Origin of the sequence: Gardnerella sp. DNF00550, from assembly GCF_049262685.1 — a bacterium.
GTDB lineage: Bacteria > Actinomycetota > Actinomycetes > Actinomycetales > Bifidobacteriaceae > Bifidobacterium > Bifidobacterium leopoldii.
In genome coordinates this window covers 517,358-540,658 of sequence record NZ_CP058397.1, presented here as the reverse complement: position 1 = coordinate 540,658, position 23,301 = coordinate 517,358, and the positions used below count along the sequence as shown (strand labels likewise).

17 protein-coding genes and 1 tRNA gene are annotated in these 23,301 nt (G+C 41.0%); 17 read left to right on the top strand and 1 reads right to left on the bottom strand.

What is annotated here, in order from left to right:
- From allB to HXT29_RS01895, 8 genes are all read left to right on the top strand, one after another.
- Positions 1-1,377 carry an allantoinase AllB gene (gene allB / locus HXT29_RS01930; RefSeq protein WP_004106667.1) on the top strand — a complete coding sequence of 459 codons (1,377 nt, stop codon included), beginning with the start codon at positions 1-3 and terminating at the stop codon, positions 1,375-1,377.
- Positions 1,378-1,437: 60 nt separating this feature from the next.
- Positions 1,438-1,635, top strand: coding sequence for a sulfur carrier protein ThiS (thiS, locus tag HXT29_RS01925; RefSeq protein ID WP_004106666.1), 198 nt, complete (start codon positions 1,438-1,440; stop codon positions 1,633-1,635).
- Positions 1,636-2,259: a sulfur carrier protein ThiS adenylyltransferase ThiF gene (gene thiF / locus HXT29_RS01920; protein WP_004106663.1), complete on the top strand. Its 624-nt coding sequence runs from the start codon at positions 1,636-1,638 to the stop codon at positions 2,257-2,259.
- Positions 2,249-3,016, top strand: a complete 768-nt coding sequence (locus tag HXT29_RS01915; protein WP_004108959.1) for a thiazole synthase — start codon at positions 2,249-2,251, stop codon at positions 3,014-3,016. The genes thiF and HXT29_RS01915 overlap by 11 nt, the downstream gene beginning before the upstream one ends.
- 143 nt (positions 3,017-3,159) lie before the next feature.
- Positions 3,160-3,235, top strand: a tRNA-Gly gene (locus tag HXT29_RS01910).
- A gap of 174 nt (positions 3,236-3,409) precedes the next feature.
- Positions 3,410-6,661: a tetratricopeptide repeat protein gene (locus HXT29_RS01905; RefSeq protein ID WP_422118422.1), complete on the top strand. Its 3,252-nt coding sequence runs from the start codon at positions 3,410-3,412 to the stop codon at positions 6,659-6,661.
- A gap of 58 nt (positions 6,662-6,719) precedes the next feature.
- Entirely contained in the window at positions 6,720-9,488 is a 2,769-nt protein-coding gene (ligA, locus tag HXT29_RS01900; RefSeq protein WP_422118421.1) for an NAD-dependent DNA ligase LigA, read from the top strand.
- A 3-nt stretch (positions 9,489-9,491) separates the two neighbouring features.
- Positions 9,492-10,619: an Mrp/NBP35 family ATP-binding protein gene (locus tag HXT29_RS01895; protein WP_004574245.1), complete on the top strand. Its 1,128-nt coding sequence runs from the start codon at positions 9,492-9,494 to the stop codon at positions 10,617-10,619.
- Between the two features lie 91 nt (positions 10,620-10,710).
- Here HXT29_RS01895 and HXT29_RS01890 read toward each other — a convergent pair whose 3' ends face one another.
- Positions 10,711-12,081 (bottom strand): DUF349 domain-containing protein, encoded by a 1,371-nt coding sequence (locus HXT29_RS01890; protein ID WP_004574246.1) that lies wholly within the window; start codon positions 12,079-12,081, stop codon positions 10,711-10,713.
- Between the two features lie 96 nt (positions 12,082-12,177).
- Here HXT29_RS01890 and hisS point away from each other — a divergent pair, with 96 nt between their 5' ends.
- The 9 genes from hisS (at position 12,178) to HXT29_RS01845 (ending at position 23,301) form a co-directional block, all read left to right on the top strand.
- Positions 12,178-13,578, top strand: a complete 1,401-nt coding sequence (gene hisS, locus HXT29_RS01885) for a histidine--tRNA ligase (RefSeq protein ID WP_064340395.1) — start codon at positions 12,178-12,180, stop codon at positions 13,576-13,578.
- Between the two features lie 91 nt (positions 13,579-13,669).
- Complete coding sequence (gene aspS, locus HXT29_RS01880; protein WP_032842491.1) at positions 13,670-15,466, top strand: aspartate--tRNA ligase; 1,797 nt, start codon at positions 13,670-13,672, stop codon at positions 15,464-15,466.
- Positions 15,467-15,612: 146 nt separating this feature from the next.
- Positions 15,613-16,425 (top strand): amino acid ABC transporter ATP-binding protein, encoded by an 813-nt coding sequence (locus HXT29_RS01875; RefSeq protein ID WP_004106646.1) that lies wholly within the window; start codon positions 15,613-15,615, stop codon positions 16,423-16,425.
- A 68-nt stretch (positions 16,426-16,493) separates the two neighbouring features.
- Positions 16,494-17,327, top strand: coding sequence for a glutamate ABC transporter substrate-binding protein (locus HXT29_RS01870; protein WP_064340390.1), 834 nt, complete (start codon positions 16,494-16,496; stop codon positions 17,325-17,327).
- A 1-nt stretch (position 17,328) separates the two neighbouring features.
- Positions 17,329-18,006, top strand: coding sequence for an ABC transporter permease subunit (locus HXT29_RS01865; protein ID WP_004574250.1), 678 nt, complete (start codon positions 17,329-17,331; stop codon positions 18,004-18,006).
- 5 nt (positions 18,007-18,011) lie between these two features.
- On the top strand, positions 18,012-19,097 hold the full coding sequence (locus HXT29_RS01860) for an amino acid ABC transporter permease (protein ID WP_004106637.1): 1,086 nt from the start codon (positions 18,012-18,014) through the stop codon (positions 19,095-19,097).
- Positions 19,098-19,305: 208 nt separating this feature from the next.
- Positions 19,306-20,745 carry a UTP--glucose-1-phosphate uridylyltransferase gene (locus HXT29_RS01855; protein WP_004106635.1) on the top strand — a complete coding sequence of 480 codons (1,440 nt, stop codon included), beginning with the start codon at positions 19,306-19,308 and terminating at the stop codon, positions 20,743-20,745.
- Between the two features lie 292 nt (positions 20,746-21,037).
- Positions 21,038-22,957: a helix-turn-helix transcriptional regulator gene (locus HXT29_RS01850; RefSeq protein ID WP_004574253.1), complete on the top strand. Its 1,920-nt coding sequence runs from the start codon at positions 21,038-21,040 to the stop codon at positions 22,955-22,957.
- Positions 22,958-22,959: 2 nt separating this feature from the next.
- A complete protein-coding gene (locus HXT29_RS01845; protein WP_004574254.1) occupies positions 22,960-23,301 on the top strand; it encodes a hypothetical protein in 342 nt (113 codons plus the stop codon).

Below are 23,301 nucleotides of genomic sequence, written 5' to 3'. Positions count from 1 at the left end.
ATGAACTACGATGTAGTAATCACAAACGGTTTGGTTGTATTCGATAATGAAGCAACTAAAGCCGATATAGCAATTAAAGACGGCAAGTTTGCCGCTTTTGGAAGCAACTTTACAGCCGATAAAACTATTGACGCAACTGATTTAATAGTTGTTCCTGGAAAAGTTGATTCTCATGTTCATATTAACGCTCCAGGCGGCGGCGTTCGCGACGATTGGGAAGGTTTTGTAACAGCAACTTCTGCCGGCGCAAAAGGCGGTATTACTACAATGCTGCAAATGCCTTGCAATCAGATTCCTGCTACTACTGATGGAAAGTCATTTGAAGCAGTGCTTAAAGAAGCCGACGGAAAGCTCAAGGTTGATGTTGGTCAAACTGGTGGCTTGGAACCACAAAACCTCAATGGCGGAATATGCGAGCAAGATAAGCAGGGTGTCGTTAATTACAAGGCATTCCTTGGAACTACTGGCGACAAGGATTTGCAAGTTGATTTGTATAATTGCGACGATTATTCCCTCTACACCGGTATGCAGCAGATTGCAAAAACCGGCAAAATTTTGATTATGCATTGCGAAAACGCTCCTATTACAGACCAGCTTGGAAAGAAAGCTCATCAAATGGGAGCTAGAAAGCTTTCTGAGTTCGTAGCAACCAGACCTGTTTTCACCGAAGTTGAAGCGATTGAACGCGCTTGTCTTTTTGCTAAAGAAACTGGATGCAGAATTCATATTGTTCATGTTTCTTCACCGGAAGGCGCTCAAGCTGTTGCTGACGCTCGTAAGAATGGCGTAGACGTAAGCTGCGAAACTTGCAACCATTACCTGTATTTCGACACTTCTGAGCTTGACGAAATTGGAAATATCGCTAAGTGCACTCCGCCAATTCGTGACAAGGAAAACCAGAATGGCTTGTGGGAAAAGGTTTTTGACGGTTCTATTAACTTCATTGTTTCCGACCATTCGCCAGCTCCTTTGAGTTTGAAGCAAACTGATGATGCTTTCACAGCTTGGGGTGGTATTGGTAGCGTTCAAAACGATGTTGATGTGTTCTTTGATGAAGCTGTGCAAAAGCGCGGAATGTCGTTGACTCAATTTGTGGCATTGAATTCTAGCAATTCTGCAAAACGCTTCGATTTGAAAGGAAAAGGCAGCATACGTTTGGGTTACGACGCAGATCTTGCATTCATTAAGCCAAACGCTCCTTATGTTCTTAAAGCTGAAGACCTTGAGTATCGAAACAAGTTCAGCCCATACGTTGGTCGCACTATTGGCTGCCAGGTGGTAAGAACTTTGCTTCGCGGCGAAGAAATTTACAGCCAAGAAAATGGCGTTTGCAAAGGCTTCAAGGGCAAGTTTATTCTTCATCCAGCTAAGGATTAGGTAGAATCTTTAAACGTAATATTTAAAACTTAAAGCATATTCTACAGAAAGGAGGTAAGTGTGCTGAAACTTAATCACGATACTGTGGATTATGTTGAGAACGAGAATTTACTTGAACTACTTAAGCGCGAAGGCTACGACAGTACTTTTGTTGCAATAGAAGTTGATGGTGAATTAGTAAAACGCAAAGATTTTGAAACTTTCATAGTTAAAGATAACGCAAAAATTGAAGTATTTAGCATTATGGGAGGAGGATGAATGGAAAGTGACGATATTCGCGCAAAAGTTCTTAAACGTCAGCTAAAGGAAGATAATGATTTGTTTGCTCAACAATCAGTTTCAATACTTGGCTGCGGCGGTTTGGGATCAAATATTGCGTTAATGCTTGCGCGAGCCGGCGTAAAAAAGTTGTACATTTACGATTTTGACAGTATCGAGTATTCGAATTTAAACCGTCAAAATTATACGATTAACGAAATTGGACAACATAAAGTATCTGCTACTAAAGCGCGGCTTAATGAAACTTTGCCGTACGTTGAAGTAGAAGCTTTCGTGCAAAAAGTTACGCCGGAATCGTTAGATGAGATTGCTGAGCGCTCCGACTTGTTTATTGAAGCATTCGACAATCGCGAATCGAAAGCAATGGTTCTTGACTATTTCATGAATCATCCTAACAAATATGTTATTACCGCTTCTGGCTTATCTGGACTAGGAGATATTAAGAACGTAAAAATTAAGCATCTTTCAAACGTGTGCTTAGTAGGTGATTTTAAGTCTTCTCCTGAAGAAGGCTTGTATTTGCCTTATGTTTCGATTATCGCAAGTTTAGAAGCGTTAGAAGCGTTGAAATGGATAAAAAATGGAGGAAATTATGGAGAATGAAGATTATTTAGAATTAGGTGGTAAGAAGTTTACTTCTCGATACATTTTGGGTTCTGGAAAGTATTCTGAGGAGCTTATTGATGCCGCAGTAAATAGTGCTAAAGCTGAAATGATTACTGTAGCAATTCGCTATAGCGAGAAAGCTGCAGGAATTTTAAAGCATATTCCAGAAGGCGTTACCATTTTGCCTAATACTAGCGGATGCGTAACTGTAGAGGAAGCAGTTAACACTGCACATATTGCTCGCGAAATGGGTTGCGGAAACTTCATCAAGCTTGAGATTATTCCTGATCGCAAGTATTTGTTGCCAAACAATGAAGCTACTTTGCAAGCAACAAAGATTTTGGCTGACGAAGGTTTTACTGTTCTTCCTTACATGTATCCAGATTTGTACTTTGCTAAGGCAATGCGCGACGCTGGAGCTGCCGCAATTATGCCTCTCGGCTCTTTGATTGGCTCTAACAAGGGTCTTGAAACTAAGAAGTTTATTCAGCTTATTATCGACGAAATCGATCTTCCTGTTATTGTCGATGCCGGCATTGGCGTTCCAAGCCAGGCTGCTGAAGCAATGGAAATGGGTGCTGCAGCTGTAATGGCAAATACTGGAGTTGCTACTGCAAACGATATTGTGCTTATGGCTAAAGCATTCAAGCTTGGTATTGAAGCAGGCCGCGCAGCTTATCTTGCAGGCCCTGGTCGAGTGCTTGAAAAGGGTGCAACACCATCTTCTCCAAAGCGCGATGACGAAAGCAAGTAAGCAAACAAATAAAATAAGTCTTCAACTTAAAACACTGAAAATCTGAAACAAGTAAGCCTTACAAGTGCAGCCAGTACTTGTAAGGCTTGCGACATACCTAATTTGCACTTTTTATGAAAATGATATAAGGTATTCACTTGTTTGCGGACATAGCTTAGTTGGTAAAGCGCAACCTTGCCAAGGTTGAGACCGCGGGTTCGAGTCCCGTTGTCCGCTCCATTTGAAAATAAAATATCCACAATTCTGCAACATTCACACATCGAACATGCGTTTCCTATATACTACTTATATACTGAACTATGATGTGACGAGTGCAGTCAGCGCATAAGATTAAATGCTGAATGCTTACGAACGCAACTTGCATTATGTCAACGACTTGAAAGAATGGGGATTATGGCTGAAGACGTGCAATCTACCGAGCAGACACACTCTAAAGAAGATCGTATGTCAATCATGTCAGACGCTATTGATTCCTTATGGCAACAAGGCGAAATTACTTCCATTCCTACTTTTTCTAAACACCGTATTTTTTGTGATTTTCCAGGACTTCCAGCAAATACCCAACTAGCTTGGTTTAAAATCCCTGGGAAACTATTTGGAATTGCGCTAGGTTTATGCAAAGATGATGGAAAACATTTTCGTCAACTTGCAATCGCAGACAAAGATGGGAGAGTTTACACAGGAGATAAAGTAACTCCTGTAGAAGCAATTGAGCGCATACCACAATTGTCATTTATTGAGCAAGGGTCTTTTAATCTATATAACAAAACTAGATTCTATGGATCTAAGCAAATACAAGCATCACATAACTTTACAAAACAACTACAAAACGTATTTAAAAATTTACGAAAAAAGAAAGTAAATAAGAATACTTCAAGCTCATACGCAAAACAAAACATTAACGATAAGCCTTTTGTCTATGGCGATGTTGTTATGCAAGTTTCTTTAGATGATGGCTTACATCAAGTTGCTTCATGGATCTGCTTAAACAATGGAAAGCATAAAAAATATACTATCGAAGGCACACGCGTATCGTTGAGTGACGATTTTAGATGCAATCTTTCATATGAAGACGCTATTGCTACAGTATTTTTTGCGACTTTTTTTGTGCCAGATTTACACCAATCATTAGTTGGTTTTGGATATTTTCACGTATTACACCGCTTACATACAGAAGCTCCTCTTGGCGCAATAAGAAGAAGCGTTTCCGATATTAAAACTGCGCGCAAAGAAGGTTTTAGAGTTTCCGGTTTGGAAGAATACTACGAACGCGTCATGCGCGACGTTGGAGCATTAGAGCAAACTCACAGTCTAGAAGCAGTCCATGCAGCGGAAAGATTACACTTACAACCTGCACAGAAAACTTCAGCACATTACTTGATTTGGGATGATTCATTAGAGCCTTCTGCAGCTTTGAAAGTGTTGCGCATTGAAGGTGCATTAAACAGACTACAAGCAATTTATCAATGCATTCAAGCAAACGCATCGCAAGGTGGTAAAAGTTTAGAAGATAATATTACTTGCGAGCGCATTTGTGCTATCGATAACTCATTTATTGAAGATCCAGCTTTTATTGCTAGCGAAGATTTAGGAATGCAAAGTTTCGGAGATCCTACGCAAGATGACTGTATTCGCCCATTAATGCATTTATGGCGCAAAGCTCGCAAGTGCCAACAGTCTGCATCGTATTTAAAACAGACTGAAGCAGGAGAGTGGTTGTATCGCCAATCTTTAGCTGAACTTATTCGTAGCTTGTATTTACCGTTCCGTTTTGATGCAGATTTTCGCTCTAATTTAGGAGATGGGAAAGTTGCATTAGCTTTTACAGCAACAGGATCATCACTAATGCCAAGAAGTATCTACGATACTCATAAAAATAAGTGGCATGAGTATAGCGATAGCGAAAAGTCCAATATTTCAGTAAATTACAATTTGAGAATTGGAATTATGCTTGCAACTCTCGCTTTTGGTATTAGCGATAAAATACAGCAAGTTTCTATTAGACTTGACTCTATAGGTTTAGAAGAAATGGTTGCTGCACAAGATAGCGCTATTAGCAATCTACTAAATCGTACGCTAAGAGCACTAAATAGAATTGATAACAATAGTACGCACGAAAAAGGTGAGCCAAAAGATGGAGACATTCATGGTGACCCTTCTAAGTTGCAAGATTTGCAACACCTACCGTTTGCTGATGTTGTAGAAGCTGCGCAATCATTAGTAGATGAGCATAGTGATGATTTAACAAGCGCGATGGAAGTCGGAAACAATGAAAACAACGCAAACAACACAAATAACACAAATCCTTTAGCAGCATTTAGCGAACCGCCAGAAGTGCGAACTTTAATGACCGTCACTTTCGAACGTGACAATTTCGTAAAACATATTCGCTCGCACGGATTACAAAATCCTATAGAATTCTACAAAAAATCTAACGCGCGTATAAGCTTAAACGAAAATTGCAAGCTTAACACTGTAGAACCATCATTCGATTTGCATGACACTTGCTTCTCGCCTAACGGCGCACAGGAAGAGCCAGAGTTTTCAGACACACTATTTAACGAAGAACAAGAAGAAATACTCGGAACAGAACATGCTAAAGGTCTTTCTATACAACGAGAAGACTTGCTACAGCAAGCAGTCGCCGATTTTCATCATATTGCTTCACAACCATTGCTAACAACAGCTGAAAAAGCTCGTGAAGCAATGAATATCATCGAACAAATTGGCGACCCAGAGCTTAACAACCAAGCAGATATAGTAACTCGTTCACTTATTGACGAAACTACAATACCGGAACTTCATTTCAAAGCATCTCAAAATATAAGAGATATGCGCATACACGCCCAAGAACAACTCATAGAGGGCGACATTAAACAAGCATTAGAATCTTATGAGAACAATATTGCAAAATTTGACACCATGTTCACAATAGATAATGCTGTGCCACGTTACTTTAATTCATATGCAGAACGAGTAGTGTACAACCGCTTATTCGCAACACCAGACGAGCAAACACTACTTATTCCAGACGGATTATTCTACGCCCACATGGAATTAGCAGATTTGCTCTCACAACTACATCAATATGATGCGGCGTTAAAACATTTAAACACAATGGTTTCATACGCTCCAACATACGCATTATCGCATTTGCGACTTGCAGCAGCATTATCGCAACAAGAAGATTGGACGTCAACAGTAGCAGCATGTCTAAACGCACTTCGAGTCGCATTAGACAAAGACGACGCAGCATTCGCATACTATAGATTAGCTTATGCAGCTTGGATGCAAGACAAGTTCACTCTGGCAGCAAGCGCTTACCGAATGGCAGACTATTTAGCTCCAGGAAGAATAGAACCGCTACAAATGGAACTAGAAGAATTATTATCACGAATGCGCTCGCAGTGTTATAAAGCTCCTACTAGTATGGATGATGTTAGACATTGCTTTATGAGTGACGATATTCCTGTCTGGCCTAATATTGAAGCAAATCATATTATTGGAAAAGCCGCAAAGCTAACTGTTGACGATGGAATGTTTGTAATTGCAAGAACTTTGTGCGTAGCGCATATTCGAATGTCACTGAATGACGATTGTGAAGGTGCAGTACAATCACAGTTCTTACGTTCATTAAATGCGTAAATGGTAAGTGACATAATCTATATAAAGCAACAGCTGATTTGAAGGGGGTTTCATGAGTATGGCTCACGATGATATCGAGTCAAAAAACGCACAATGGACTCTTTTTGACGATTTTGACGAGCAAAATGAGACTCATGAAAATACGCAAAAAACAGATACGTGGATTGCTCAACTTCAGCCAACAGACACTGATGCGTTGGCTCTTGGAAACTTGCAGCCAGCGACGCTTACTATAGAGCAAGCTGCGAAACTTTGGGCAAAATTGGCAGCTTGGGCACAATCTGATCAAATTGCTTATTACGTAGAAGATTCTCCGACTAGTTCAGACGCAGCATATGATGCAAGAATGCGAGCGCTAAGCGCTTTAGAAGCTGCCTTCCCAACTTTAGACACACCTCAATCTCCAACACATCGCGTAGGTGGAACTTTTTCTAACGATTTTACTTCTGTAAAGCATCCGTCTCGAATGATGAGTTTGGATGACGTATTTTCAATTGAAGAATTACACGATTGGTATAACAGCGTAATTCGCGATTTACAATGGGATGAGTCTAAACCTCTTCCTATGACTTGCGAAGTAAAAATTGATGGTCTTGCTTTAAATCTTATTTATTGCAACGGTACTCTTGAACAAGGTCTTACTAGAGGCGACGGCGTAACTGGCGAAGATATTACATTAAACGTAAGAACGATTGAAGCAATACCAACACAGCTTCATTCTGACAATCCTGACGATATTCCTGAGTTCGTGGAAATTCGTGGCGAAGTTTTTATGAAATGGGAAGACTTTAGAAAATTAAATGATGAACAAGAAAATGCTGGACGAGTTGCTTTTGCAAACCCTCGTAACGCTGCAGCTGGCTCTTTGCGCCAAAAAGACCCACGAATTACAGCCACGCGTCGATTAAGCTTTTTTGCACACGGACTAGGTGAGCTTCGTTGGAAAGAAAATACAAGCCATAACAATAGTGAAACAAAATTTAATCAGTCTGACGCATATAAGCTCTATCAACAGTGGGGAATACCTGTTTCTCCGTACACAAGAAAAGTCACAAATTTTTCTGAAATAGAAGAAATGATTGACTATTACGGAGAGCATAGGGCAAATATTTTGCACGCTTTAGACGGCATAGTTGTAAAAGTTGATGACAGAGCATTACAGCATCAATTAGGAGCTACTTCTAGAGCTCCACGATGGGCTATTGCATACAAGTATCCTCCTGAAGAAGTTAATACTTATTTGAAGGATATTATTGTCCAGGTTGGAAGAACTGGAAGAGTAACTCCTGTAGCTGTTCTTGAACCTGTTACTGTAGCAGGATCGACAATTTCTCGCACAACTCTTCATAATGCTTACGAAGTTGAACATAAAGGTGTGCTAATTGGCGATACTGTCGTAGTTCGTAAAGCTGGGGATGTTATTCCAGAATTAGTCGGACCGGTACTTAAAGCTAGGGAAGGGCGAGAAAATGAACTTAGAAAGTTTGTTATGCCAGAATACTGCCCATCTTGTGGAACTAAGCTAGCTCCTGCAAAAGAGGGAGATAAAGACATTCGTTGCCCAAATGTAGAAAACTGCCCAGCTCAACTTACAGAACGAATAATTCACTTGGCTTCCAGACAAGCTTTTGATATTGAAAATTTGGGCGATAACGCTGCGCTAGCTCTTACAAATCCTGAGGATTGCAGACCTACAACTGCAGAAGTTTACTGCCCAGATATGGATAAAATTATAATTCAGCGAGGCGCAACTCAACAACCATATATACCGTCACCAGATTTAACGCTACCTGAACCACAAACTCCAGTACTTAGAAATGAAGCTGGATTATTTAGTATTACTGCCGACGATTTGCAAAATGTAATGGTTTGGAAAGAAATTCCTCTTGTTGAAGAGTGGAAAGAAGTTAGTAAAGACGGTAGCTTTAAAAAGCGTACACGCAAAATAGGCGGATCTGGTCTTTGGCATCAAGTTAGAGCATTTTGGACTCGCACAATCGAAGCAAAGTTATCTACAAATTACGAAGCAGAAGGAACTCCCGAAAAAACTACTTCACCAAACGAACAATGGGATCCTCAATATCCTAAATTCCAAGTTCCAATTGACGCTAAAGTGGTACTTTGGAAAAATAAGCGCATTACTAGAAATGCTAAAACTAGCGACAACGCTAAAGAAACAATAAATGTGCCATGGTATACAAGACCTTCTGAAACTACTCGTAGTATGCTTGAAGAAATAGCTCAAAAAGGCAAGAATGCAGCACTGTGGCGAGTTTTGGTTGCTTTATCTATTCGTAGACTAGGTCCACCAACTGCACGTCTTATAGCGGCAAATTTTGGATCTTTAGACAATATTTCCAAAGCATCTATTGAAGAACTTACACAAATTGATGGAGTTGGTCCTGAAATTGCGCAAGCAGTATACAACTGGTTCCAACAAGCTAATGACCCTGCTAATTGGCAATTTGAAGTATTAAAATCGTGGCAAGAAGCAGGTGTAGTAGGGAAAGTTGAAGCATCATCTTTCGCTCAAACATTAGTAGGTAAAACAATAGTTGTTACAGGATCTTTGCAAGGATTTACAAGAGACAGCGCAAAAGAAGCTATAGTCTCAAGAGGCGGCAAAGCATCAGGATCAGTAAGCAAGAACACATATTGCGTTATTCTAGGCGAAAATGCAGGATCCAAGGCAACTAAAGCGCAAGAACTTGGCATCCCTATGCTTAACGAACAACAGTTTAATACTCTTTTAAAAACTGGGAACTTAGAAGAAATACTACAAATTGCAAATAATACTGTTCCAAATCTCATTGCTGAGGAATCATAACGCATGAATACAAGTGAACTCGAAAAACAAGTTTACGATTTGCTGGGTAGCGTTATTGATCCAGAATTAGGTCGCTCTGTTACCGAATTAAATATGGTAACCGGAGTGCATGTGATAGAAAAAGCTGAAACCATTGATACAACAAAGTTTGCTTATGATGTAGAAATAAATCTTGAACTTACTGTGCCAAATTGCCCTCTTGCAGAAGTAATTACAGGACGAGTTCAAGAAGCTATATCTAAATATCCTCAAGCAATACTCATACCGCACGTTAACGCCACTGCAATGAGTAAAACTAAATTAGAAAAGTTGGTTGCAGATTTAAAAGCTGAACGCAAAGAAAATCCATTTAATAAAGCTGGCACTCGCACGAGAATTTTTGCTATAGCTTCTGGGAAAGGCGGAGTTGGAAAATCTTCTATAACTGCTAATTTAGCTGCAACTTTTGCAGCATTAGGTTACGATACTGCAGCTATTGACGCCGATATTTACGGCTTTTCTTTACCGCGAATGTTTGGAGTTAATTCTCAACCAACAAATTTAAACGGAATGCTTATGCCTGTAGTTGCTTGGGGAGTAAAGCTTATTTCTATTGGAATGTTTGCTGGAACTGATCGTGCTATTTTGTGGAGAGGACCACGATTACAACGTTCTTTAGAGCAGTTTCTTTCAGATGTTTGGTGGGGCAACCCTGATGTTTTACTTCTTGATTTAGCTCCAGGCACAGGAGATATGGCATTAGCTGTAGCGCAATCCTTACCAAACGTAGAGCTTGTTGTAGTAACAACTCCACAGCCTAGCGCATCAGATGTAGCAGTTAGGTCAGGTCTTATGGCTTTGCAAATTCCTGTAAAAGTTCGCGGAGTTGTTGAGAACATGAGCTGGTTTGAAAATAACGGCGAGCGCTTAGAATTATTTGGTTCAGGAGGAGGAAGGAGAGTAAGCGAACAACTTTGTAACGCTCTTGACACTAATGTGCCTCTTTTAGCTCAACTTCCTTTAGATCCTGCGCTTAGAGAAACTGGTGAAGCAGGGAGACCTGCTGTTCTAACCGAAGATGGAAAATTGGCAGATTCTAATTTAGCTAATACTTTTATTCATTTAGCTAAATCTTTAATAAAAAACTCTTAAAGCAAATAAAGCTTAAAATACAGCCGAAAAAATAAGTATGGGGTTGCTTAAAATCAAGCGACCCCATACTTTTAGTTAGTTATAAAACTAATTATTTAACAGCGTTCAACCACTGCTCTTTAGTAGCCTTTTCAGCTTCCAACTTAGCTTTACGCTTATTATCGGTTTCCTTAGCAATAGCAGCGTTAAGCTCTTCTAGTTGTGCTTCCAACTGTAAAGCAAAACTGGACTTACGAGCGTTAGCTTCAGGATCAGCCTCACGCCAAGCAGCTTCTTCAACAGCCTTAATCTTTTTATCAACGTCGTTTAAGCGAGACTCAATACGACGCATATCTTCACGAGGAACGAAACCAATAGCATCCCATTCTTCCTGAATCTGAGACAAAGCCTTACGAGCTTTCTTAGCAGCTTCTTCATTTTCTACTGGCAACAAAGCCTCTGCTTTTACGAGCAAAGCTTCCTTCTTAGCAAGATTTTCGTGTTCTCCAGCATTAACCTTTTCACGGTCATTTTGACGAGCATGATAGAAAGCATCAGCAGCTTCGCGGAACTTAGCCCACAAAGCATCATCGTGCTGGCGGCCAGCATTGCCAGCTTTCTTCCAACGATCCATCAAAGCATTGAACTTCATAGAAGTTTCACGCCAATCTTTTGAATCTTTTAAGCTTTCAGCTTCTGCAATAATAGCTTCCTTAAGCTGCTTAGCAGTATTACGCACGTGCTCACGTTCTTTAACCCAAGAATTGCGAGCCTGAGAGAATGCAGAACGAGCCTTTGAAAAACGCTGCCACAAAGCATCGGCATCAGACTTATTCAAGTGAATAGTAGTACGCTGATGCTCCTGCCATTCGTCAAATAAAGCACGTAGCTTATCGTTTAATTCACGCCAATTAGTAGATTCATTCATTTGCGCTACTAACAATTCTGCACGTTCTACAATATTTGTACGCTCTTTCAAAGCTTTTTCCAGAGCTTCTTTTCGAGCTTTAGCGATTGCTTCCTTCTTTTCATTACCTTTTGCAGTCAATTCGGCGTGTCGCGCACGTAAAGCAGCAATATCGCCTACGGCAGCAGGATTTTCCAATTCAGCTTTCAAAGTATTAAGCGTTTCGTCAATTTCTTTTGCTTTTACATTGGAAGCTTCTAAGCGCTTAGCAAAAAGATCAAGCTTAATCTTCAAATCAAGATAACGGTGAATATAGAAAGTCAACGCTTCTTCAGGAGTGCCAGTGGAGTATTGACCAACCTCACGCTCAGCACCGTTTTCAGTAACGTAAACAGTGCCATTTTCATCAACACGGCCAAAGGTTTTTGCGGCTTTAATATCCTCTTCACTATAAGAAATGGTTGGTGCTTGAGCAACAACACGAGTCTTATGCGCGAAGCTTGCTGGAGATGGAGCAACTGGCTTTGGCGCGGTAGTAGTTTTAGTAGTTTCTTCAGGTTTAGTCTGTTCGGTCACGGGACGACTCCTTACAGCAGATGCACGGTAACATTGTTACGAATAAGTATGACGGTAAGCCATGATTTTTCCGCAACACCACCTATTATAGTGGACATGGTACAAGGCTCATCAATATCGGGTTTCCCTGAATGGCTTCCTAGTGAACGCGCTGTTGAACAGCAAGTAATTGACACACTAAGAGAAGTGTTTGAACTCAACGGTTTTATTGGAATTGAAACGCGTGCAGTAGAACAGGGTTCAAGCTTATTAAAAAAAGGCGAAACCAGTAAAGAAATTTATTTATTATCGCGTTTACAAGAAGTTGGTCACGAATCCGACACTCCTGTAGAAGAACGCATTGGTTTACATTTCGATTTAACAGTTCCACTCAGCCGTTACGTCGTTGAGCATACTGGTGATTTGACGTTCCCATTTAAGCGCTGGCAAATGCAAAAAGTTTGGCGAGGGGAGCGTCCACAAGAAGGTCGTTTCCGTGAGTTTGTTCAAGCAGATATCGATGTCGTAGGAAATGGCGAATTACCTTCACACTACGAAGTTGAACTTCCACTTGTCATGGTTGAAGCTCTTGAGCGTTTACGTAAGTTCGGTCTTCCTAAGGCAACTGTTCATGCTAACAATCGAAAGCTTTCTGAAGGTTTTTATCGCGGTATTGGATTAAGCGATATCGAGGGAGTTCTTCGAGAAATCGATAAGCTAGACAAAATTGGCGCTGAAGAAGTATCCAAGCTTTTGGTAAAAGAATGCGGAGCTACGGCTTCTCAAGCTGATGCATGCTTAGAATTAGCTGAACTTACTGCCGAAACAGGAGATGAGTTGAAGTCTCGTTTCGACGAATTATGCGATAAGCATAATATTTCTCGAAATGATGATAACGAGTCTTATGTTTTAGCTTCTCAAGGTGTTGAAACTCTTGCAATGATTGTAGACGAGGCAGCACGTATTCGCCCAGGCGCTGTTGTTGCTGATTTGAAGATTGCTCGTGGACTTGACTACTATACTGGTTCTGTTTACGAAACTTTCCTTGATAATGCAGCATCTCTTGGTTCAATTTGCTCTGGTGGACGTTACGATAATTTAGTTTCACAGGGCAAGAAGAAGTATCCAGGCGTAGGACTTTCAATTGGCATGTCTCGACTGCTTTCTTATATGCTTCACACTGCAGGAGCTACTGTTTCTCGAGTTTCTCCTGCTGCAGTACTTGTTGCAGTGTGGAATGAAGAAGATCGTCCTGCATGCAATGCTATTGCTAAAACTTTACGAGATCGAGGCATTGCAGCAGATGTTGCTCCTAGCGCAGCAAAGCTTGGTAAGCAAATAAAATATGCTGACAAGCTCGGCATTCCTTATGTGTGGTTCCCTGCTGATAGCACTGAATCAGAGTCATCTCACGATGAAGTAAAAAATATTATTACTGGCGAACAGGAAACCGCGGATGCCACGTCTTGGCAACCGGATACTGTTTATGCCCGGCAGACAGTTTCTTGCGCTAAATAATGTTCTTGCAAATTTGCTTGAATATTGCGCGCAAAATCATGTCAATAGAAACAAATGAATATATCAATTAGATTGTAGAGGAAGTGGACTTATGAGCCAGACGGCGTATCGCACACATCATGCCGTTGAAGTGACTGAAGAATTAGTCGGGCAAAAAGTAACCATCGCTGGTTGGGTTGATCGTCGCCGCGATCATGGTGGAGTTGCCTTTGTTGATGTCCGTGATAACACAGGCTTAGTGCAAGTTGTTATTTACGATGAAGAAACTGCACGACCATTGCGTAGTGAATTCGTTGTGCAAGTGACCGGCGAAGTTCGCTTGCGTCCAGATGGCAACGAAAACGATCATTTAGCAACCGGTAAAATTGAGATTGTTGCAGAAACTGTTACTATTCTCGCAAAGTCAGACGCTTTGCCATTCCAGGTTTCAACAGCTTTGGAAAACGAGTCCGAGAACAAGCTTCCAAGCGAAGATGTTCGTTTGAAGTATCGTTACCTTGATTTGCGTCGCCCATCTATGCAGCGCAATTTGAAGCTTCGCTCTGATATGGCTAAGGCTGCCCGCCATGCTTTGGAAGACATGAACTTTACTGAAGTTGAAACACCAACTTTCATTAAGTCAACTCCTGAAGGTGCTCGCGACTTCGTTGTTCCAGCACGATTGGTTCCAGGCTCTTGGTACGCACTTCCACAGTCTCCTCAGCTTCTAAAGCAGTTGCTCATGGTTTCTGGCGTCGAGCGCTACTATCAGCTTGCTCGTTGCTATCGCGACGAAGACTTCCGTGCGGATCGTCAGCCTGAGTTCACTCAGCTTGATATGGAAATGAGCTTTGCAAGCCAGGAAGATGTTATGGCTATGGCAGAGCGCGTTATTGCTGCTATTTGGAAGGAAGCTGGTCACGAGATTGCTCTTCCTTTGCCTCGTATTACTTGGCAGGAAGCAATGGATAAGTATGGTTCCGATAAGCCTGATTTGCGTTTTGGAAACCCACTTATTGAGTTGACTGACTACTTTAAGAACACTCCATTCCGCGTGTTCCAAGCTTCATACGTTGGCGCTGTGCTCTTTAAGGGCGGTGCTGCAACTCCTCGCCGTCAGTTTGACGCTTGGCAGGATTGGGCTAAGCAGCGTGGAGCTAAGGGATTGGCTTACGTTGTGTTTGGTGAAGATGGCGAGTTAAAGGGTCCTGTTGCTAAGAATCTTAGTGAAGAAGAGCGCGCAGGTCTTAAGGAAGCTGTTGGAGCAGAAGATGGCGATGCAGTGTTCTTCGCAGCAGGCTCCCGCGAGTCTTCGCAGCTTTTGCTCGGCGCAGTGCGCGTTGAACTTGCTAGCCGCGCAGGATTGCTTCACCCAGATGAGTTTGCTTTCACTTGGGTTGTTGACTTCCCACTGTTCAAGCGCACTGATGATCCAGATGATGACGACGTTGCTGTTGGTCACTCAAAGTGGACTTCTATGCACCATCCATTCACAATGCCGTCGGCTGATTGGATCGATAAGTTTGATAAAGATCCAGAGCACGCTATGAGCGATTCTTACGATATCGTGTGCAACGGTAACGAAATGGGCGGCGGATCCGTTCGTATTCACCGCGACGATATTCAAGATCGTGTGCTTAATGTTCTTGGAATCGATAAGGCTGAAGCTGACGAAAAGTTCGGCTTCTTGCTTGAAGCTTTCAAGTATGGTGCTCCACCTCACGCTGGTATTGCTTTGGGTTGGGATCGTACTGCTGCAATTTTGGCAGGCGCAAGCTCAATCCGCGACGTAATTGCATTCCCTAAGGCTGGCGGCGGTAGGGATCCTCTAACCGGCGCTCCTGCTCCGATTTCTGACGAGCAGCGTGCTGAAACTGGCGTTGATTACGATCCAGAAGAAAACGAGTAAATAGAAATACTTGTAAAAAGTGTTATTGATAAGCCGTTGATTGTTGATTTTATGATTACAATTAACGGCTTTTTTGTAACGTAAGAGTTACAAAACGTAACGATAGTGATAAATAGCCGTAACACAGGTTAGCTAAACTTCTTGTTATGGATAAGCAAGTATCAAAGTCAAATCCAAACGCCGAGGATATGACTAATCGCACTATTTCAGTGCAAAAAGCGGCAAATCCCCTCGTAGAACTAAGTCATGTCGAAAAGCATTACGGAAAACTTCATGTGCTTAAAGACATCAATCTGACTGTTAACAAAGGCGAAGTACTAGTTATTATCGGTCCATCTGGTTCTGGTAAATCGACAATGTGTCGCACAATTAACCGTCTCGAAACTATTGATTCAGGTGACATACGTATTGACGGTGAGCCACTTCCTCAAGAAGGAAAAGAACTTGCAGCTTTGCGAGCAGAAGTTGGTATGGTATTCCAGTCCTTTAATCTTTTCGCTAACAAGACTATTTTGGAAAATGTTATTCTTGCTCCAATGAAAGTGCGCCATATGGATCAGCAAAGTGCTGAATCTCTTGCTATGGAATTGCTTACTCGAGTCGGAGTTGATAATCAAGCAAATAAAATGCCTTCACAACTTTCCGGCGGTCAGCAGCAGCGTGTTGCAATTGCTCGAGCTCTTGCTATGCAGCCAAAAGTTATGCTTTTTGATGAACCTACATCTGCACTAGATCCGGAAATGGTTAATGAAGTTCTTGATGTCATGGTTGAACTTGCAAAAGAAGGCATGACTATGATTTGTGTTACCCACGAAATGGGATTTGCACGCAAGGCAGCTGACAGAATTGTATTTATGGCAGATGGTCAAATTCTTGAACAAGGCACTCCTGAAGAATTCTTTGAACATCCAAAAACTGATCGTGCAAAAGATTTCCTTTCCAAGATTCTTACGCATTAATCTGCTTTTTGTTTTATCTTTCAGTAAAATTCTGAAACTTTAAAACAGTTCTTATGAAGGGAAAAGATATGAAAATATTACAAAATCGCATTTTTCGTGCGATACTAGCGATGCTTTGTACCATATGTTGCGTTATGCCACTTACAGCGTGCGATCGTAGCGATGGTAAAAAAGTCATACGCATCGGTATTAAATTCGATCAGCCAGGCATCGGCTTCAAAAAATCAGGAACTTACGTTGGATTCGACGTTGATGTTGCAAAGTATGTTGCTAAAAAGCTTGGCTATTCCGAAGATCAGATTGTGTGGAAAGAATCACCATCTAAACAACGCGAAACGATGCTCCAAAATGGCGATGTTGATATGATTGTAGCCTCATACTCTATTACGGATGCTCGTAAAAAAATGGTGACATTTGCAGGACCATATTTTATTGCTGGCCAGGATTTACTAGTTCGAAAAGATGAGCATAAAGTAAGCGGTCCAAATGATTTGGACGGAAAGCGTTTATGCTCAGTTTCAGGCTCAACATCTGCAATTGCTATTAAGGAGCGTTACTCTTCAAAGGTACAGCTTATGCAACAGCCTGGTTATGCAGAATGTGCAACTGCATTATTCTCAGGAATTGTAGATGCTGTAACTACCGACGACATTATTCTTGCTGGTTTAGCAACCGCTTCTCGAGGTCGTTTAAAGCTTGTAAACAAGCCATTTACCGCAGAATATTACGGAATTGGCATTAAAAAAGGAAATACAGGCTTAGCTAAGAAAATTAACACAGCCTTAAAAGACATGATTCGTAACGGATCATGGAAAAGAGCTCTAGACGACAATTTACGAGGCACTGGCTTTAAGCCAAACGCAAAGTATAATCCGCCAATTCCTCAAGAAGGAGAGAAGTAATATGCAAGATTTTATGCAGCTATTTACCTCCTACAATATTCCAGGAGCATTCTTGGTTAATATTGAAATAACTTTATGGAGTGTACTTTTTTCATCAATTATTGGCGTAATTCTTGTTACTATGCGCATTTGCCCTGTTTCATCATTACGCATGATTGCTACAGTTTATGTTGAATTGTTTAAAAACATGCCACTTACCATCATTATGGTTTTTATGGTTTTAGGCGTTTACGCTCAGCTTAAGATAGGATTCTCCTCAATTTTTGAAGTGAATTTCTTCTGGCTGGCAATTGCTGGATTGTCGCTTTATACTGCAGCATTTGTTTGCGAATCTTTGAGATCTGGTCTTAATACAGTGCCTGTTGGCCAAGCAGAAGCTTGCCGCGCTCTTGGATTAAATTTCTTCCAATCTGCAACACAAGTAATTCTTCCACAAACTTTCTGCGGTTCAGTAGCACCATTAGGTAATACTTTTATTGCTTTGCTTAAGAATTCTACAGTTGCTGCTGCAGCATCAGTTGCCACAGAGACTTCAACAATGATGAGCGAAATGATTGAGAAACATGCAGATTTGATTGTTCCAATCTTCTTAATTTTCGCTTGCGGATACATTATGCTCATCATTCCTATCGGCATTTTGACTACTTATTTGTCAAATAAACTTGCTGTGAGAAGGTGATAACAATGGCTAAACAACGTGAACAATCATTATTATTTGATGCTCCAGGTCCAAAAGCTCTTAAGAAAATTCGCATAGCTAATATTATTGCCGGTTGCATTTTTGTTATTTGCATTATTGCTATTCTCGTTCGTTTGAGCAATCCTCCAGAGGGAGAAAACCAACTTTCTTGGACACTTTGGAATCCTGCACTCGAATCTGAAGCCTGGGTTGATTTTTATCTTCCTGGATTATGGATGACACTAAAGGCATCGTTACTTGCAGTAGTTGGTTCTATTGTATTTGGCTTATTCTTCGGACTTTGCCGTTTACTACCTAATTTTATTATTCGTAGTATTTCCGCAATAGTAGTAGAATTTTGCCGTGCAGTACCAGTATTGATGCTTATGATTTTCTTGTGGAGAGCATTCGCACTTTCTGGTATGAAAGAATCATCATACTGGGCTGTTGTTTTGGCACTGATTATGTATAACGGTTCTGTTGTTGCAGAACTTGTTAGATCTGGTGTTGGCAACTTGCCAAACGGTCAAAGAGAAGCTTCGCTTGCATTAGGATTGAGCGAATACCAATCATTGACACAAATTGAAATGCCTCAAGCAATTATTGCTATGATGCCTGCAGCAGTAACTCAGCTTGTAGTTGTTTTGAAGGATACTGCACTTGGTTCAATTATTATGTACACTGATTTGCTTCAGGAATCGCGTCGACTCGGATCAATGTACTTTAATATTTTGCAAACATTAAGCGTTGCAGCAGTAATATATTTCCTTATTTGCTTGGCATTGTCTTGGTTTGCACAATGGTTGCCATCGCACTTGAAGAATCGAACTGCCGCTCCAACAGAACCAGAGCCTGTTGCTCCAATTGCTATTATGGATCCTTCTAATGTGAACCAAATAGCAGTTGCTAGCGAAGTTAAAGAGCTTCCTTATGGTGGTACTCCACGTAAGTATCACGTACATCATCGCGGTACAAACGCTTCTATTCACCATTGGCGTCACACTCGTTACTTGCAAGGCTATGACGAGCATCATCTAAAAACTGGAGATGAACCGGAAGAAAATGATGACAACAATGCAGAAAATAACTAAATTTCATATTTAGTGGTGTTTAGTAGCAAATTTCTCATAAGCGCAGTCAGTATTTATTATTGGCTGCGCTTATTATTTTCTATCTTGCAATTTCTAACTTTGGTAGAATCATAATAGTATTTCAAAATAACCGTTAAAAGCAATATTTGCGCAGCGACGCACAAATCGCTAAACTATTAAGGTCACATGCATACGAGGAGGCTTTTACATGGATGACGCGTTTGAGTTGTCCGCTGCAAAGATGCGCGAACAAGGCATGAGCGAAATTGCTATTGAACAATTTAAACACTTATATAATGCTTGGAATTTAGATAAATCAGGGGATAAGCCTGCGGAGTTTATTCGCGAGAGCACGGTTGAGCCTATTAAAAGCGTTCCAACTTTCCACGAAATTTACGAAACTATTGATCACGACAAAGCTGTTAACGCATTCGCAAAAACTGCTTTTATTAAATTAAATGGCGGTTTGGGAACATCTATGGGCTTGTCTTGCGCAAAATCTTTACTACCAGTTCGTAGGCATAAAGCTCGCCAAATGCGCTTTATTGATATTATTATTGGACAAGTTCTTACAGCTCGTCAACGATTAGGAGTTAATCTTCCGCTTATTTTCATGAATTCTTTCCGCACGTCTCATGATACTTTGCAAGTACTAAAACGCAATCGCAAGTTTGTGCAAGACAATATTCCTGTAGAAATTATTCAACATCAAGAACCAAAATTAGTAGAGGAAACTGGAGAACCGGTTTCTCACAAGGAAGATCGATCTCTTGAATGGTGCCCTCCAGGTCACGGCGATATTTTTTCAACTCTGTGGGAATCTGATTTATTGCATACTCTTAAAGAAAATGGAATTGAGTATTTGTTTATTTCAAATTCTGACAATTTAGGTGCTAGACCGTCGCGCACTCTTGCTCAACATTTTGAAAATACTGGCGCACCTATCATGATTGAGGTTGCGAAGCGAACGCAAGCAGATCGTAAGGGCGGTCACATTGTTAGGGACGCGCAAACAGGAAGACTAATACTACGAGAAATGACACAGGTTCATCCTGAGGATCGTAGAAGCGCACAAAGCATTAAAAAACATCCATACTTCAACACAAATAATATTTGGGTTCGTGTAGATGCTCTAGAAAAAAAGTTAAAAGAGCACAAAGGAATTTTGCCTTTGCCTGTTATTTTTAATCACAAAACTGTTGACCCAACTGACGAAAGCAGCACACCAGTAGTGCAATTAGAAACAGCAATGGGCGCAATAGCTTCACTTTTTGATGACGCAATTTGCGTAGAAGTTGATCGCATGCGTTTCTTGCCTGTTAAAACAACCAATGACTTATTTATTATGCGATCAGATAGATTCCATCTTACTGATTCATATGAAATGGAAGATGGTAACTATATATTTCCTGATATTGATTTGGATCCACGTTATTACAAAAACATCAATGATTTCAACGAAAGATTCCCATATTCTGTTCCAGCTTTAGCTGCTGCAAAATCAGTAACTATTAGAGGGGATTGGACATTTGGAAATCAAGTTTCAATGTTTGCTGACGCTGTTTTAGAAGATACAGGAGAACCAAGTTATGTGCCGAACGGAGAATTCGTGGGACCGCAAGGAATTGAACCAGACTCTTGGGTTTAAAGCAGATTTCTTGCAAATATGCGATTTTTATTGATAGTAAATAAAATTATCTATAAAAAAGTTATATGGCGTGTCGCGAAAAAATGGCGTATTTTCAACGTTGTTGATGTTCGTGTGAATAAAAAATACATAATTATTAGAAGTTTTTTAAAAAATGTCCACACGTACCGCAAAACACCATTAAAATAGAAAAGGTGTGCGCAGTATTGCAACACAAGTTTTGCTGCATTTCGTAGTCGCTTGTATGCAAGGCGCATAAGTAAATTGATACAAACATGATACGTGAGGACTAATGGTAGAAGGAAGCAACGGAAGGCGACGTTTTTCCGACAAATGGGGCAAACACGAGTTAGATGTACTCGCTGTATTGTCTTCCGCATTCCCGCAATGGCTGACTTCGCGTCAAATTGCACAGCGCGTAAAGGCATATGCAGATTCGTACGGTGAGCTTGCAGATCAAGCAGCTAAAGCAGCATTCGCAAAACAATTCCAGCGAGATCGCGCAAAGCTTGCTGCTATGGGTATTGCAATCGAATCTAGGCAGCCAGAATATTCTTCAAAGTCCGAAGGTCAAGACTTTGCGTCTTATCGTTTGCAATTAGGCGATGAACCTCGCGTACGTTTACGTTTCGACCAATCTGAATTACCAGTTTTAGCTGCAGCAAATTATCTTGCTCGTTCAATGTCTATTTCTTCTCTTGATTCAGGTCAACACGAGCAACAGCGCACTTCTCGCACTGCTCCTAGAGTTCCACAAACTCCTATTCCTGGCTTAGGCTTGGATTCAATCGCACCTGGTCTTGGAACACAAATGCTACCTGATTCATTGGTAAAAGTTATTGATTCTCGCAGATTTGCCGCAACTGTGGATGTCGATGGTGAACATTTAAACGTTGCTTATACTGATGCTGACGACTTAGCGATGTTTGTGCTAGAACATCCTGGATCTAGCGTAGTAAGCCCTCAAGAAGCAGTTGATGCTTTCCATCGCCGTTTGCACGCAGCAGTTAATTTTGCTCAATGTGACGAAAATGAGCAAAAAGATGAAGAAGATGCTATACAAGAAGCGCAAAATATTGAAGAACAAAATAGCGACACTGATAAATCGCATACCAAAAAAGGCTCTTCATTCCAAACTGGAAGTGAAGTAGATCGTAGGCTTCGATTGATGCTTTTCTTGTCTGCTCATCTTGGAGAGGAATTCCCATTAGACGAGCTTGCTGAGCGTTTTATTGGTAGACCAAAAAGCGATGATGAACTCCGTCGATTTGTTACAATTCTTCACAAGGATATAAATACTCTTACTACTGTTTCTGACGATGGGGAAATGGCCGGAAGCCAATTCTTTGATATAGATTGGACTCTTCTTGAGAACGAGGGAATTGTTTCTGCTACTAATTCTCTAGGATTGGAAAGACTTGCTGGAATTTCGCAGCAATATTTGAGCATGCTTACTGCGTCTGCTAATTATTTGGCACATTCCTTGCTTTTGCCTATTGAGCAGCGCACACAAGCTGAATCCTTGTATAAACGTCTTCGCCGTCATGTTCTTCCTGGTCAAACTCCATGGCTGAGTTTAACAGGTTACGAAATTGAGCCTCGAAATTGTTCTATTGTTCGCAGTGCTATTAACTCTGAATCTTTGCTAGATATGGAATACACTGACGGGGCAGGACGTATTCGTCGCAAGATTGTTGCACCGTCGAAGATTTACGTTGATGAAGGCGTTTACTATGTTGCAGTGTGGACTGATGTAGAGCAGCAAACACCAGAAGATAAACGTGAATTTGTTGCTAAAGATACGACAATTAATAAAGCGAATGGATTGCCTCGCATTTGGCAAGTTCTTCGCGTAGCACGTATTGAACGTGCAGAAGTTGTAGAGCCTGTGTCTCAAGTTGAAATTCCAGATGTGCCAGTTAGCGAACTTCGCAAGTGGAGCTTTGATAACGGAACTGAGACTTGCTTCATTACCGACGAAACAGAATTGAACTTTTTGAAGAATCTTTCTGGAGCCACTATGGAAACTTGTGGCAGCGGAGTAAAAGTCCATCTTACTGTTTCTTCTGATTCATGGTTCGTTGCTTTTTGCATTGCTCACGCACGTCATATTACAGCTGTTGCTCCTGAAACATTGCGTAGTATGATTATTGCTCGCGCTCAACGTGAATTAAGCGTTAATCACGCTGATAATGCGAATACAGAGGAATAACAATGCCTTGGTGGATTTGGCTACTCATAACAGTTTTTATGCTGATCATGGTAGCGCTAGGAGTTGTTATTGTCGTTTTAAGCGCAATAAAAATAGCTAGGGTCTGCTTTGGCATTTCCGAAGACGTTTCTTCTAGATTCGAACGTTTGCATGAACCAAATAAAGAAGATAATGAAAATCCTCGAGATCCATTATTTACACTTCCTATTAAAGATGCAACGAATCGATATGAGCGAACGCACGCAAGAGTTATTGAGCGTCATCAAAAAATTCGCGAAAATCACCGTAAAATATGGCAGCATTGGGATAAAAAATCTCTTCGCGAAGAAGACATTCAGCTATAG

What these genes read in the sequence shown, in the direction of transcription:
- ligA (WP_422118421.1), top strand. Translation starts at nt 6,720, where the DNA reads ATGGCTCACGATGATATCGAGTCAAAAAACGCACAATGGACTCTTTTT.
- thiF (WP_004106663.1), top strand. Translation starts at nt 1,636, where the DNA reads ATGGAAAGTGACGATATTCGCGCAAAAGTTCTTAAACGTCAGCTAAAG.
- aspS (WP_032842491.1), top strand. Translation starts at nt 13,670, where the DNA reads ATGAGCCAGACGGCGTATCGCACACATCATGCCGTTGAAGTGACTGAA.
- HXT29_RS01850 (WP_004574253.1), top strand. Translation starts at nt 21,038, where the DNA reads ATGGTAGAAGGAAGCAACGGAAGGCGACGTTTTTCCGACAAATGGGGC.
- HXT29_RS01870 (WP_064340390.1), top strand. Translation starts at nt 16,494, where the DNA reads ATGAAAATATTACAAAATCGCATTTTTCGTGCGATACTAGCGATGCTT.
- HXT29_RS01860 (WP_004106637.1), top strand. Translation starts at nt 18,012, where the DNA reads ATGGCTAAACAACGTGAACAATCATTATTATTTGATGCTCCAGGTCCA.
- HXT29_RS01895 (WP_004574245.1), top strand. Translation starts at nt 9,492, where the DNA reads ATGAATACAAGTGAACTCGAAAAACAAGTTTACGATTTGCTGGGTAGC.
- HXT29_RS01915 (WP_004108959.1), top strand. Translation starts at nt 2,249, where the DNA reads ATGGAGAATGAAGATTATTTAGAATTAGGTGGTAAGAAGTTTACTTCT.
- HXT29_RS01845 (WP_004574254.1), top strand. Translation starts at nt 22,960, where the DNA reads ATGCCTTGGTGGATTTGGCTACTCATAACAGTTTTTATGCTGATCATG.
- HXT29_RS01855 (WP_004106635.1), top strand. Translation starts at nt 19,306, where the DNA reads ATGGATGACGCGTTTGAGTTGTCCGCTGCAAAGATGCGCGAACAAGGC.
- hisS (WP_064340395.1), top strand. Translation starts at nt 12,178, where the DNA reads ATGGTACAAGGCTCATCAATATCGGGTTTCCCTGAATGGCTTCCTAGT.
- HXT29_RS01875 (WP_004106646.1), top strand. Translation starts at nt 15,613, where the DNA reads ATGGATAAGCAAGTATCAAAGTCAAATCCAAACGCCGAGGATATGACT.
- HXT29_RS01865 (WP_004574250.1), top strand. Translation starts at nt 17,329, where the DNA reads ATGCAAGATTTTATGCAGCTATTTACCTCCTACAATATTCCAGGAGCA.
- allB (WP_004106667.1), top strand. Translation starts at nt 1, where the DNA reads ATGAACTACGATGTAGTAATCACAAACGGTTTGGTTGTATTCGATAAT.
- HXT29_RS01905 (WP_422118422.1), top strand. Translation starts at nt 3,410, where the DNA reads ATGGCTGAAGACGTGCAATCTACCGAGCAGACACACTCTAAAGAAGAT.